The sequence below is a fragment of the Brevibacillus borstelensis genome, assembly GCF_003710865.1.
In the GTDB taxonomy this organism is placed as follows: domain Bacteria; phylum Bacillota; class Bacilli; order Brevibacillales; family Brevibacillaceae; genus Brevibacillus; species Brevibacillus borstelensis.
Genome location: NZ_RHHO01000013.1, coordinates 1 through 13,545 on the forward strand (window position 1 = coordinate 1; position 13,545 = coordinate 13,545).

Sequence of the window (13,545 nt, forward strand, 5' to 3'; positions counted from 1 at the left end):
AAGGTCATACAAAACACGCAGGGTAGTTTATTGAAATTAGCCGGATAAAGTAAGCCGAATGCCAAAGAAAGAAGAACATCGGAAAGCCGTATGAGGGAAAACCTCACGTACGGTTTGATGAGGGGGAGCTGAAATGAGCAAGGCGACCATACGGTCGCCCGAAAGTTTCAGTTCTCTACTCTACAAAGCGAAAGGGTTTGATTCAGCATTGCTTTGTGATATAGTAGGTTACACCTTAATTATTTAGGTAATACCTTAATTTATTAACTGCCGGTTCATAACGGATATTCCAATAAGGAGCGATCAAGATGCTTGTATGGATGCTACGCAAAGTAATGGCGGAGAGAGGAATCTGGACAGGCGCAGCTTTGGCGAGGCTTTTGAAAGAAAAAGCGGGGTACAGTCTGTCGGCTGCCTCCATCAGCGCCTTGCTGACCGGTCAACCCAAACAGATGAAAGCGGACACGCTTGACGCATTGTGCACAGCTTTGGAATGCACACCAAGCGATTTATGGGTACATACACCACCCAAACAGAAAGAAGGCGCATAACGATGGCCAGCAAACAGATTTTGCCGTTCGGAGAACCGATTTTGCGGAAAAAGGCTAAGCCGGTCGATCCCGTTACTCCCGCTACGATCAAGCTTTTGGATGATATGGTGGAAACGTTGTACGCCACTGACGGCCGAGCCGGTCTGGCTGCGCCGCAGATCGGGATTTTGCGAAGAGTGGTCGTCATGGACTGCGGCGATGGATTGATTGAACTGATCAATCCCGAGATCGTCTCCATGAGCGGAGAACAGCTCGGACCGGAAGCCTGTTTATCCTTCCCCGGCTATTGGGGATATGTGAAAAGGGCCAATCAAGTAAAAGTAAAGAGCCTGAACAGGCAGGGAGAGGAATTCACGCTGGAGTCCGAAGGGTATCTTGCCCGCTGTATCCAGCATGAAGTGGACCACTTGGATGGAATCCTGTTTGTAGACCATGTCCGGGACCAGTGGCTGTACCACGAGGCGACCAAGCGGAAGGTCGCTGTCATGGACGTGATTCGCTTGACCAATCAGGGAATGTAGCGGGGAGGTGAGACTGTCACGGGTACGGTACTGCTGTTTATTGCGATCATGTTGGTAGCCTCTGTCCTGCAAACGAGCACAGGCTTTGGCTTTTCGCTTATGGCGACACCGTTTCTGCTCCTTCTGTTTGAGCCAAAAGAAGCGGTTCAAATCAATCTGCTCTTGTCGCTTGTTATCTCCGTCGCGCTTATCACGAAGATAAAAAAGGACATTGATAAAGGAATCCTAAAAAGATTTGTGGTCGGCAGTGCGGTCGGACTGCCGATAGGGATCACCGTCTTTTTAACGGCAGACATCAGCATGCTGAAGCTTGGCATTGGCATCATCATCCTGCTTTTAACCGTCTTGTTGATTCTAAAACTTCGCATGGACCAGACCAAGGCGAGGGATTACGCCGTTGGAGGATTGTCGGGGATACTCACCACTAGCATAGGCATGCCTGGACCGCCGCTGCTTTTATACTTTTCCGGGACAGACACGCAAAAAGAAAAACTGAGGGGCACGACGTTAGCCTTCTATTTGTTCATCTATTCGATGAGCCTGCTCGTCCAAATCCTCTTTGCCGGAACGACAGACACGATCTGGATTTCCAGCGGTTATGCGCTGCCGCTCGTTTTTCTGGGACTATTTCTCGGCCAGATCTTGTTCAAGAGGATTAACCAGCAGCTCTTTCGTATTTTTACATATGTCATCTTGCTGTTCACCGGGGTTTATATGCTGCTGGAGGGCTTGAGCAGTATTGCGGCGAGCCACTGAGGAAATCGAGTCATAGAAGGGGAGAAGCGGTATGGACATGATTCAGAATCTGTTTTCGTTAAAAGGAAAGACAGCCCTGGTGACGGGGGCGCGGACGGGGATCGGCCAAGCCATCTCGGTAGGACTGGCATCTGCGGGGGCGCATGTGCTGCTGCTGGGCCATCGCGACAATCTCGATGAAACAAAAGCCAAAATCGACGAGGCGGGCGGCATCTGCGAAACGGTGTTGGTTGATTTGGGCGAAGTGCCGCAGATTCGGGAAAAAATCAAGCCGGTGCTCGAAAAGCACAGTATCGACATCCTGGTCAACAACGCGGGTATTATTTACCGTGAACCGGCAGTCGATTACGACGAACAGGAATGGATGCGTGTCATCGATGTGAATCTGAACGCTGTGTTTATCCTCTCGCAGGAAATCGGCAGAGGGATGGTCGAGCGGGGATCGGGCAAGATCATCAATATCGCTTCTCTGCTTTCCTTTCAGGGCGGCGTATTTGTTCCGGCGTATACGGCGAGCAAGCACGCGGTAGCCGGTTTGACCAAATCCCTTGCCAATGAATGGGCAAGGTATGGCGTACAGGTGAACGCGATTGCCCCGGGCTATATCGAGACGAATAACACCGAAGCCATTCGAAATGACAACAAACGCCAGCAGTCCATTTTGGAGCGGATTCCGGCAGGACGATGGGGAAGGCCTGACGATATGGTCGGAGCGGCTTTGTTCCTGGCTTCGAAAGCATCCGACTATGTCAACGGTCATGTGCTCGTTGTCGATGGCGGCTGGATGGCCAGATAGAACGACAGAAGCAACGATTTCTGCCCTATGAAAAAACCAGACGGCCCGAACAGCAGGCCGTCTGGTTTTTTGTGGTCAATGGGAGAGTCTGATTTGCAATGGTTGATACCTAATAGCGATTCAATTCCTTCAGCGTTTCCTGCCCCAGGCCTCCGAGCTTCCACAGGGCGATCTTCTCATATCCGGCCTGACGCGCATCGTCGATCCACTGGGCCAGGGTGACATGGTCGGCATACCAGACCGTGTGCTTTACGTTGTTATCATCGGTGTAGTGGAAGTAGAGACTTCCGCTGCCGGCGTCGCGCCTGGGAGCCTCTTGGCTTAGCTGCGACAGCTCTGCTGCCTGTTCTTCTGTTACCGAAGCGACCTTGCCCGATTCCGCCCAGTCAAATCCTCCGGCAGCAAACGCGATGAAGGGTTCGCCGGGCAGCTTGTCCATCCTGCGGGCCAGATCGGCGATAAAGGCGTGATCGGCTTTCGGTCTGGGTCCGCTGTGATTGCCGAAAAGGTTGTATGCCATCATGACGTAGACGGGGCCTTCCGGCAGCTTGAGCTTATCGATAGGGGCCCGTGGCTCCAGCACGATTCGCAGCGATTTTTCCAAAGGGCGGAGTCTTTCATAAAGCTCTCTATAAAACGCGAGCACATGGTCCCAATCCTCGCTGCGGATATTTTCGTAATCGATCTCCACTCCGCGAACATCGTACTTGGTGACGGCAGCCAGGATGTTGTCGATATGCTTTTTGCGGCTCTGCTCTGTGGCCATCAGCCTGGTCACAAGCGCAGGGTCTTTTTGAACTGATGTGCCATCCCCTAAAATTACATCGTTTACGATGGTCAGGTCCACATACACCAGGCTGCTTTGCTTGGACGCCTCTACGATTTGCGGCAAGGCTTCGCGAAGCTCCTCGGTGAGGTGAAGGTTGTCCTTGTCGTCAAAGTACACGGCGAAGGCCTGCAAGCTGGTGAGGCCCTCTGTAATTTGTCTGAATTCGTCCAGGCCGTCCCCCCACTGCCAGTCGGCGAGCCAAGCCGATAGCTCCACATGAGGCTGGTTTGGGTCGGGCTTCTTTGAACCGGTACTTTTCATCACAAAGATGAGGACGGCCAAGAGGGCAATCATGAATACAGCGATGGCGATTGCATGCTTGCTTGTCAAATTCACTTGTGCTCCCCCTCGGCGCTCGTCCCCGCCTCTGCGAGATCAGAAAGTATCAATAGCCCAATCGATAGATGCGTTAATCGCTTTTTCAACATGGTGAACGACTCCTTGGAAACCGGTATGCTTGTTGCTGAACAAAACAGCCGGAGAGCTGTTTTCTTTCTCGAGGGAAACGATCTGCACGTCGTCGAACACGCCGTCGTAGATGTCGTCCTTTTTATTTTGCTTGCTGTATTCCGAAGCGAGCGCCACACCGCCGTTTCCGATGGCGCTGTCCACCTCCTGATTGTCCAGCAGCGTTTGCCCGTCGATGGCGAGCTTCCATTTGTTTTCTTGCACTACAATCTCAACGTCCCTGGTATGTTTGATGTTGACAGGGTATTTTCCTTCGTCGGATGGTGCGCCGGCGGCCGTTTGCTCTTTGGAGTAGACGGTAGCTTTGTCAAAGGACAGGTCTTCCGGTTTCCATTGGATTTCGCTCAATGGCTGGGTGAAAACCTGCTGGGCGGCTTGGCCCGGTTTTTTCTGCTCGACACGTACTTCGTTATTTTCAAATGTGACGCGGATAAACGAATCCTTCTCGCGGTCATAGCGAACGTAGAACATCTGCTTTCCGACCACATTCCCCGCGATCTTGGCGGTCAGCCCGACATTCTTGAGGCCGTTGCTGTCATGCAGGTAGAGCATGCCAGCTCCGGCAGGCGGTGAGGTAAGGGCAATCCGGTTGTCGATAAACTCAGCCGCGCCGCTGATTCGACGCCACTGGTCCGCATGCTGTTCGTCACCTGAGACAAATTTCATTTTCTGTCCGGTGTCCTTCTGAATTTTCATTAACAAATGATTCGTGTACCAATATGGTGCGGGCTGGACCCTCGTCAGGTCGTACAAGCTTCGTTCACTATCGTTGAATGCATTTCCTTCACGATTGAAATGCATCTTGAAAAGCTGCTTGATGTTTTCCGAGTTCGCATTGGACACGAGCGGATTCATTCCCTCGTACAGAACATTCGCATGCATGATCATGTAGACCTGCGGGACAAAACCGAGACTGCCCGTATAAATGTCTTTCATTGCCTTGTAGTCGTGATTGATCCGCTCCTCCATAACGGTGCGGTTTTCCACCGGGATCATGTTTTCGTCCCGGATGAAGTCCATCAAGTAGTGATTGTAATACTCGACATGTTCCTTGCTTACAAGTTCGGTCTCGTCTTTCATTCCGATGAACCGGCCCTGTTTGTCAAAAATGTTGATGTAAGTCAGCCGGTAGCCGTTCGTGCCCAGCTCCCAATAGCCGGTTTTCATCATCTTCAGCATGTCTTTGGGCTGGAGAAATTTATGATCGCTGTTGCCCATCTTGTTTGCGTAAGAAAGAAAGGTTGCCTTGTAATTGTACTTTTCGAGGAGCGGCTGGGCAAACAGGCTGGAATCGTTCCGTCCATCCTCAAAAGAGAGGAACAGCGCTTTCTCCGGCAACGGCTTCCCTTTTTCATAGAAGTCGAGAATATCCTGCTGCGAGATGGTGACATATCCCTGATCGTAGAGTGCCTTCAGGTGCTCGTCCAATTGCTTTTTGGCGACCAGTTTGGGCGTGCCCGACCGGCCGACGCCAAAGTAAGACAGGGCGATAAAACCGTCATGATTGCTCCATGCCGTCTTGTCCGGTTCGGCGTATTTTCGGACGTCAAACACTGTCTGGTAAAGTAAAATGGCTACCGCCAGCAGCAGGATGAGCTGCACGATCGTTTTCATCCTTTTCGCGCGATTTTTCTTGCGATAATCAAGGACTACGTTCTGTTTTCCTTGCGTCATTTCAGCTAGCCTCACTCTAAGAATCATGTGGCGATTGCATCAAAATGGCAACCAGATTCTCTTTTTATTCTTCTTACGCATTTCTTTTTTCAGTCTCGCTTCGACGTCCTGTGGCGTTTCCCGCGTGCCCCAAGTCGATTTCCAGAAGGTTACCCAGGCGACAGGCATTTGCCAGAGCAGCACAAATTCGTAATACAGGCAAAAGACAAATCCGAACACCCACAGCTTGCTCTTGCGGAACATCAGATGGGCAAGACTCATGAGCATCGCCATCAGCAGCAGCCCCATCAAAAATGTTCCCGGGAAGATCTGATAGACGAGAGGGACATATACCAGGTTGTACAGCACGACAATCGGAGCGGCGATCGGAACGATCAGGCCGATGTAAAAGAACAGCGCCATAAACGGTTCCTTTCGCCAAATGAACGTGGCCGCCCGAAGCGACTCGCGCAGCCAAGATCGCTTCCAACGCATCTGCTGCTTCAGAAAGACGTTCATTTTCGAGGGCACGATCGTCGAGCAGATGGCTGCGTCCTGATAGCCTGTCCGATGGGTTTTCAAGATGAAGTTCGTCATGCTTCGGTCATCGCCGAACGTAGCCGGCTGGCCGAGGAACTTCTGATTCAGCCACGCTTCGGCATGCTGGAGCACCAAATCCTTTCGGTAGCAGGACAGCGGGCCTGACAGGCAAGTGACACTGTCAAACCAGGACTCGGCTGCTTTGATGACACGAAAAGCAATGTAGTATCGGACACTTTGGAGTTTGGTGATGGAGTTGGTGAATTTGTTTTCGACATCTGTGCGGCCGGCGACACCGCCCATTTGCGGGTCCTGGAAGGGTTGTACAAGATGCTTGATCGCCGTAGGCTCAAGGAAGCTGTCGGAATCTACGAAAACGACCAAATCGTGCTTGGCCATCTCCACGCCTTTTACCAAGGCCTCCCGTTTGCCGCGGTTTTCGGGCAAAACAACCATTTTCAGCCGCTCGCGGGTCCCAAAACGTTCGGCCATGCTGTGAATCATATCAATTGCCTTTTGGATTTCCTCGACGGATCTGTCTGTTGAGCGGTCGTCGACGACGATGACCTCGAGCTTGTCGATCGGGTAATCCTGGTTCATACAGCTGATAATCGTCCGGCGGATCCACTCTTCCTCGTTGAAGCAGGGGATGATAATGGATACGCCTGGCGTATAGTCGGGATTGATGGGCACATCCCGGTAGAGCGCGCCGAATAGATAGCGGGTCAGCAAAAATACGGCCGCAGCAAGGCTGTACAAATACAAGAACATGTTGTATTTGAAGTAAATAAAGCTTTCCATGCGCATGAGCATGATGAAGGCCACTGTGACAAACAGCATGCTGCTGCCCATGTAAACGGAATACCCCCACCTTTTTTTCTGGAAGTACTCTGTCAGGGGCTTGGCAAATTGAAAGGCCACCATCCGCTTTTCGCGGTCTTCCTGCTGTTCGGTCTCTGACCTGACTGCTACGGCATCGATCTTGACTGTCGACTCAAAGCCCTCCGGCATCGTGCCCGCCGGTATTTCAAAACGCATTCTGACCGTATCGCCGACCTTTACGCTGTTGCCGGCGCCAGCATCCAGCTTCACCAGCAAGCCTGTAGCGGAGATGTCGACAGCCCGGGCTTTGACGATTGTTTTCCCGGCTTCGCTCCGAGCCTGGATCAACACGTCAAAATCGGCCAAATAGCGCAAGCCCAGCACCCGCAGCTTGTCCAAATAATCCTGGTCCCTGTTTTCGCCAGGCGAATCCGAGAGCCCCCTGCGATCGGCAGTGACGCGGATTTGATCCGGGTCCGGGACATTGTTGAGCGTCCGCCGGTCTGCTTTCGGAACAGAAAGTTTTTCAACGATTTCTTTTTTCTTTCTTATCATCACTGTTGCCGTCTCCAATCCTTTGTTTACAAGCTCCAGTAATAAAACCCGCTGTTTTCAAAGTCTGATCGATTGTATATGCCTTTTATGTCGACCATGATCTTCGGTCCTTGATCAGGAGCAAAAAGGTTTGCAAAATCACTGCTGTTCATATTTATGAAGTCGCTATGCGGTACCGCGACGATGATCATATTCAAGTCTGTGAGAGCAGACATGCTGGACAGCTCAATTCCGTATTCCTCGTACACCTGCTCGGGGTTCGCCCACGGATCAACGACGAGCGGCGTGATGCCGTACTCGCTCAGCTCTTCGATCATATCGGTGACCTTGGTGTTGCGGATATCCGGGCAATCTTCCTTGTAGGTCAAGCCGAGCAGCCCGATTCTTGCATTTTTGATATCCAGCTTCATCCGAACCAGTATTTTGATGATCTGCTGGGCCACGTATGTCCCCATTCCATCGTTAATGTGCCGCGCCGCCAGAATGATTTTCGAATGATACCCGGTGTCCTCGGCCTTGTAGGTTAAATAGTACGGATCGATGCCGATGCAGTGTCCGCCCACCAGTCCGGGGGTAAACTTCAAAAAGTTCCATTTGGTAGCGGCAGCCTGCAGTACGGCTTTCGTATCGATGCCCATTTGGTTGAACAGCATGGACAGCTCGTTCATGAACGCAATGTTCACATCCCTTTGGGCGTTCTCGATTACTTTTGCGGCCTCGGCAACCTTGATGCTTTCGGCTTTGTACACCCCTGCTTCGATAATCAGCTCGTAGACCCTGGCGACCGCTTCGGCAGTTTCTTCATCGATTCCGGAGACGATCTTGACGATGTTTTCGAGCCGGTGGACCTTGTCTCCCGGGTTGATCCGCTCCGGGGAATACCCGACCTTGAAGTCTGTTCCGCAGCGCAATCCCGATTCGGCTTCCAGGATCGGAATGCACACGTCCTCCGTCACTCCCGGATAAACTGTCGATTCGAATACGACAATGGCGCCTCGCGAGAGCTTCTTCGCGATCAGGCGGCTGGCGCTTTTGACATAGGCGAGATCCGGGACATTGCCGCTCTTGATCGGAGTAGGGACCGCCACGATGAAGAAGCGTACCCCGTCCAGCTTGTCCGGGTCGGATGTGAAATCGACGCTGCAGCTACGCAGGGCCGCATCTCCGATATCTCCGGTTACATCAATGCCCCGGCGATAGCTTTCAATTTTTTGCGTGTTAACATCGAATCCGATGACGTCTGCCCGTTTTGAAAAGGCGACCGCGATCGGCAAGCCGACGTAGCCGAGGCCGACGACAGCGAGTTTTCCTTGCCGGTCGGCAATTTCCTCATAAACTCTGAATGCTTCTTCCATTTCGTCCATCTCCATTATTTTGAATTCATGTCGATCATGTCCGCCATTTTGACAAAGGTATAGCCTTTTTTCTTCAGGCCTTCGATCGCGGTCGGCAGTGCCTCAATCGTATGGATGTCGTCCAGCATGTGAAGCAGGATGACGCTTCCGGGTTTTGTCTTGCTCATAATGCCGTTCACGATATCCTGCGCGCTGTTGTTTGCATCCCAGTCCAGCGTTGTGACGTCGTACATGGCGATGATGGGATAACCGGCCGAGGCCACCGCCTTGCCTGCCTGGTCGTTGATTTCTCCTGTCGGAGGGCGAAACAGCATGGTAGGCTGCTGCTGAATCGCTTCCGTAATGGCTTTATGGGCTTCCACGACCTCCTGCTGCAGCTTCTCCGGAGGGATATCGGTAATGACGGGATGGCTGTACGTGTGATTAGCCACATCGTGTCCGTCTTCCAGGATTGCTCTGGCCAGGTTCGGATTGTTCTTGACGCCGTTGGCCCGCAGGAAAAATGTTGCGGGAACCTGGTGCTCCTTCAAAATGTCCAATATTTTGGAGACAGTCTTGTCGCTTCCCCAATCATCGAAGGTCAGAGCCACCTGCTTTTTGTTTGTGTCGACGTTGTAAACGAGCTTGTATGCCGGATTTTTCGCATTCAGGTTGATTTGGGCTTTGTCATAACCGGGTATTTGCTCCAGCGGCTTCCTCTCTCCGCCATTTTTCATCAGTTCGTCAAGGGTAATCAGCTTGTAGTCGATTTCCTTCGCTGCTTTGGCGATGAGAGCAATGGCGGCAATCACTTCCGGATTTTTGTCTGTATTTAATGAAATAATGCCGCCCCGGGAAATGTACCGTTCCACATAGTGGCCAATCGCCTGGGCATCCTTCATGTCCCAATCCTTCGGGTTGATGTTGTATTGGATGACGGCATCCATGCCCAGGTGGGCAGCCGCCAGCCGAACATCGTCATTGTAATCGCCCGATTTTGTCCTTACGTAGCGAGGCTTTACGCCTGTTTCTTTCTGAATAACTTCATTGGCCAGGTGAATTTCCTTGTAGATTTGTTCGTAGCTGAGCTTGGTCAAATCCAATCGGTTCAATGTGTTATTCTCGATCTCATGGCCCCGGGCCAAAATGTCTCTGGCGATGTCCGGCTCCTCGGCCACCCTCATGCCAGGCAGAAAAAACGTGGCCTTGATTTGGAACTTGTCCAATTCATCCAGCAGGCGGCGCATCGTTTGGGAGTCGCCCATCCCGTTAAAGGTCAGGGCCAGCTCCTTTCTCGCTGTATACACATACGAAACGGCTCTGCTCTTTTCACCATGATAAGGAACAATTTTCTGATCGAGCGAGCCGGTCTCGGGACCACTTTCGACGGTATCGCTTGAAGTTGGCTGGCAACCCGACATCACTGTCAGTGCCGCTAGCAGAGCGAGTATGCCGGCAAACATTTTGCATCCCGCAAAAATGCGATGCTTTCCCATATTTGTACTCCTTTCGAGAGAGTTATTGTCTGTATGGGTTGGTAAATTTGGGCTGCTATAAGAGACAACGCCCCATTCTAACGAGCGGGTCTGTACAAATTCTAAACAACGGTTCTGCAGCAGATGACGCGACGATCGGCGAGAGTGCTTTATAATAAAGGGAATTGCTGAAAAGAGAGAGAATACAACAAGACATAGAAAGCTTGCTTGTTATAGAAAGAAAATCGGGATCGAGCCAAGGGTTGGACTCGGCTCCATCTTTTTGTATGAATAACCATGCCGCTAAGGACTTTCTTCTTCCGCCTGGAAGGCAGACCAAGATCTTCAGACAGAGGGCAACCAAGTGTTGACCTGAGGAACATAGAGCGTCGAATGAAGCAGCTCTACGGACGGGGAATGTCCAATCAAAGCGATCCACATAGGGGACTACCATAGAACTGCGCTTTCCTAAATGAGAGGAGAAGAATTAGAGTAGGAGGGGGAGTGGGGAACGTGAGAGTGTTGCTGATCGATGATGAACGGATGGCGCTCCGGTACTTGGAAAAATTGCTGCAAAATATAGAAGGCCTGCAGCTTGTAGGCAAGTTCCAAGACCCCCGGGAGGCTCTTGAAGTGATTCAAAAAAAAAGGCCAGACCTTGTGTTTCTGGATGTAGAGATGCCGGAGATGAACGGTATCGAGACGGCGGAGCAAATTCTTCTGCGCTCGCCTGAGACCGACATTGTTTTTGTAACTGCTTTTGGCGATTATGCCGTCAAAGCATTTGAATTGAATGCGCTCGATTATCTATTGAAGCCAGTCCAGAAAGAGCGATTGCAAAAAACGTTGATGAGGATACAAAAGGAGAAGGAGTCCAGGGATGACAATAGCCCGGCAACTGGCTCTACACAGTGTATCCGTTGTTTTCAGTCTCTTCAGGTAGAACTGTCGGAAAGTCGTGGTCCAGAAACCATCCGCTGGCGGACGAACAAGGCTCAGGAACTGTTTTCCTACTTTCTCCATCGCCGGGGCCAGCCAGTCCGCAAAGACCTGCTGCTGGATTTGTTCTGGGAAGAGGTGGATTGGAAGAAGGGGTATGCCCAGCTGTACACAACGGTATATCAAATACGGAAGACGTTGGATCAGCTCAGGATTGGCGTCAAGATTATAAACTGTGACGATGGTTATTTGTTAGAGATGAACAACGTCAGTCTCGACGTGGATGAATGGGAAAATGGCCTTCGCAGCCTGCCTCCGCTCACAGAAGAGAGCGTTGGCGATTATACGCGGCTGCTTGAGCTATACAGAGGAGACTACTTTGCAGAATACGACTACTTGTGGGCAGAAAGTGAGCGCCAACGGCTCCGAATGGATTGGTATAATCTCGCCAGCCAGGTCGGAAACTTTCTCGTCGCGAATGGCGAATATTCCAAAGCAATCGTCCTCTATCTCCGGATTCAGCGGTTCTATCCCCATGTGGAGGAGCTGTACTTTTCATTGATGAAGCTCTACGATGTGCTGGGAGACCGTGAAGCGGTGGCAGGACAGTATAACAGTATGAGGGAGATGCTCCGGGAAGAATTTGAAGCGGAAGCGCCCCCGCATATAAAAGAATGGTATCAGCAATGGAAAAATCGAAAGTAAATGCATCGGCGAAAGCAAGCTGGGAAGGGGAGTGTGCCTTTCTCAGTTTTTTTTTGCCCTGGCCGGACTTGTTCAGAATTTGTTTAGGCCGGTTCTGTAGTATCCAGAATGGACTACAAAAGGAGCGGGCTTTTTTGTTTTGAAAATAGAAGAGGCGCGCAAATACGTATAGGAGAACCAGGTATGGAATGAAAAGTATCATGATTGTCGATGATATAGTGTTAATGAGGTTTATGATGTGGAATATATTTGAGTCGTTGGGCTTTGATGTAGTGGCGGAAGCGGCGACAGGTCAAGAAGCTGTGCAAAAGTACCGCATGTATCGGCCGTCGCTGGTGGTGATGGACATCTCCATGCCTGAGATGGATGGGCTGAGTGCGGTTAAAAAAATCATGGAGATCGACCGAAATGCCAAGATCATCATTTGTTCAGCATTAATGCAACGCGATATAGTCTTGGAAGCCATCCAGGCGGGAGCCCGGGATTTCATCGCAAAGCCGGTGCAGAGAGAACGAATGGAGTGGTCCGTCCGAAATGTGATGGGATTGTAAATTCAGATAGAGCTTCAGGAAGAATAGGGGAGAATCCCTCTAGCAATTTGAGGGGTTCTTTTATATTGGAATTATATCCATTTTTGGTAGAAATAGGTTCAGAAATTGTTCAGAACGTTTTTTTATACTCAAATCTACGCGAAATTCGACTGTCCAAAATGCTGATCGCAAATTCGAATGTCGCGGCAAAGAATCTCAAGGTAGCAGGAGAGGAAAGGAGGGCAGTGTTATTGGATTGCCGGTTGCAAGGAAAGCCGTTGTGACTGTCTTGATTTGGCTGCTGCTGTGTGCAGGCATTGTTTTGGTTCTCTACCCTTACGTGGACAGGTGGATGCAGGAGAAGCAACAAACGCGGCTATTGAACGAATGGAAGCAGTATAAGAACCAGCTCGCGACCCAGACCGGATCGACTCCCCCCATTTCCCAAGCTCCTGTCTCGGTTGAGAAACCGGGTGATGACGGGGTGCTTGGCATGATCAGCATTGACAAAATCGGTTTGGAAGAGCCGATCCTGCCGGGTTCCGAAGAAGAGCAGCTTCGGATTGGCATCGGCGTAGTGGAACCGGACCGGAAACCGGGAGAAGCGAACAACTATGTGCTTGCCGGTCACAGGAGCTGGACGTACGGGAAGCAGTTCAGTCGGCTGAATGAGCTTGCAGAGGGCGATCTTATCCGTATCGAATCTGGCAATGGCAACTTCGAGTATTATGTCACCGACACTTTTCTCGTAAAACCGGAGGATATCCAGGTGCTTGACAATAGCCGGGGAAAATCGGAAATCACCTTGATCACTTGTGATCCTCCACGCAATCCGACTCATCGTTTGATTGTCAAAGGAACTTTGAGGAATGGAGGGAAATAGCAGTACATGAAGATTGGAAACAAGCTGCACCTGATTCTGTTGGCTTTTTTGCTTCTTGTGCAAATGACCCTGCCACATGCGGTTGTCCATGCAGAAACGGTGCGAGTATTGCAGGCGGAGACAGGTGACCCGGTAGTCGTGACAGTGGATGAGGATAGCCCTAAAATCCCGCCAGCGAACGGAGAGAC

The 13,545-nt window shown here is 51.1% G+C and carries 13 protein-coding genes; 8 read left to right on the forward strand and 5 right to left on the reverse strand.

What is annotated here, in order from left to right; genetic code table 11:
• Positions 1–308: 308 nt before the first annotated feature.
• Genes EDM54_RS07345 through kduD form a run of 4 tightly spaced genes read left to right on the forward strand, consistent with a single transcriptional unit; the run spans position 309 to position 2,624 of the window.
• Entirely contained in the window at positions 309–551 is a 243-nt protein-coding gene (locus EDM54_RS07345; protein WP_003388733.1) for a helix-turn-helix domain-containing protein, read from the forward strand.
• Positions 552–553: 2 nt separating this feature from the next.
• Positions 554–1,072 (forward strand): peptide deformylase, encoded by a 519-nt coding sequence (gene def, locus EDM54_RS07350; RefSeq protein ID WP_122958000.1) that lies wholly within the window; start codon positions 554–556, stop codon positions 1,070–1,072.
• A 48-nt stretch (positions 1,073–1,120) separates the two neighbouring features.
• Complete coding sequence (locus EDM54_RS07355; protein WP_024983684.1) at positions 1,121–1,828, forward strand: sulfite exporter TauE/SafE family protein; 708 nt, start codon at positions 1,121–1,123, stop codon at positions 1,826–1,828.
• A gap of 31 nt (positions 1,829–1,859) precedes the next feature.
• The gene (gene kduD / locus EDM54_RS07360) at positions 1,860–2,624 is read left to right on the forward strand and encodes a 2-dehydro-3-deoxy-D-gluconate 5-dehydrogenase KduD (RefSeq protein WP_003388730.1); all 765 of its coding nucleotides are present in this window, start codon (positions 1,860–1,862) and stop codon (positions 2,622–2,624) included.
• A 109-nt stretch (positions 2,625–2,733) separates the two neighbouring features.
• On the opposite strand, the gene EDM54_RS07365 is transcribed toward kduD, so the two are convergent.
• The 5 genes from EDM54_RS07365 to EDM54_RS07385 are packed head-to-tail and all read right to left on the reverse strand — an operon-like array spanning position 2,734 to position 10,321.
• Entirely contained in the window at positions 2,734–3,789 is a 1,056-nt protein-coding gene (locus tag EDM54_RS07365; RefSeq protein ID WP_122958001.1) for a glycosyl hydrolase family 18 protein, read from the reverse strand.
• 39 nt (positions 3,790–3,828) lie between these two features.
• A complete protein-coding gene (locus EDM54_RS07370) occupies positions 3,829–5,595 on the reverse strand; it encodes a polysaccharide deacetylase family protein (protein WP_031932476.1) in 1,767 nt (588 codons plus the stop codon).
• A 39-nt stretch (positions 5,596–5,634) separates the two neighbouring features.
• Positions 5,635–7,491: a glycosyltransferase gene (locus EDM54_RS07375; RefSeq protein ID WP_003388727.1), complete on the reverse strand. Its 1,857-nt coding sequence runs from the start codon at positions 7,489–7,491 to the stop codon at positions 5,635–5,637.
• Between the two features lie 26 nt (positions 7,492–7,517).
• On the reverse strand, positions 7,518–8,846 hold the full coding sequence (locus EDM54_RS07380; protein WP_003388725.1) for a nucleotide sugar dehydrogenase: 1,329 nt from the start codon (positions 8,844–8,846) through the stop codon (positions 7,518–7,520).
• Positions 8,847–8,860: 14 nt separating this feature from the next.
• Positions 8,861–10,321: a polysaccharide deacetylase family protein gene (locus EDM54_RS07385; protein ID WP_003388723.1), complete on the reverse strand. Its 1,461-nt coding sequence runs from the start codon at positions 10,319–10,321 to the stop codon at positions 8,861–8,863.
• Positions 10,322–10,813: 492 nt separating this feature from the next.
• Here EDM54_RS07385 and EDM54_RS07390 point away from each other — a divergent pair, with 492 nt between their 5' ends.
• The 4 genes from EDM54_RS07390 to EDM54_RS07405 form a co-directional block, all read left to right on the forward strand.
• On the forward strand, positions 10,814–11,944 hold the full coding sequence (locus EDM54_RS07390) for a response regulator (protein ID WP_031932477.1): 1,131 nt from the start codon (positions 10,814–10,816) through the stop codon (positions 11,942–11,944).
• 188 nt (positions 11,945–12,132) lie between these two features.
• Positions 12,133–12,495, forward strand: coding sequence for a response regulator (locus EDM54_RS07395; protein ID WP_003388720.1), 363 nt, complete (start codon positions 12,133–12,135; stop codon positions 12,493–12,495).
• Between the two features lie 259 nt (positions 12,496–12,754).
• Positions 12,755–13,357 carry a class D sortase gene (locus EDM54_RS07400; RefSeq protein WP_035979792.1) on the forward strand — a complete coding sequence of 201 codons (603 nt, stop codon included), beginning with the start codon at positions 12,755–12,757 and terminating at the stop codon, positions 13,355–13,357.
• Positions 13,358–13,363: 6 nt separating this feature from the next.
• Positions 13,364–13,545 (forward strand): hypothetical protein (locus EDM54_RS07405; protein WP_148040229.1); only part of this gene is annotated, 182 nt, incomplete at its 3' end.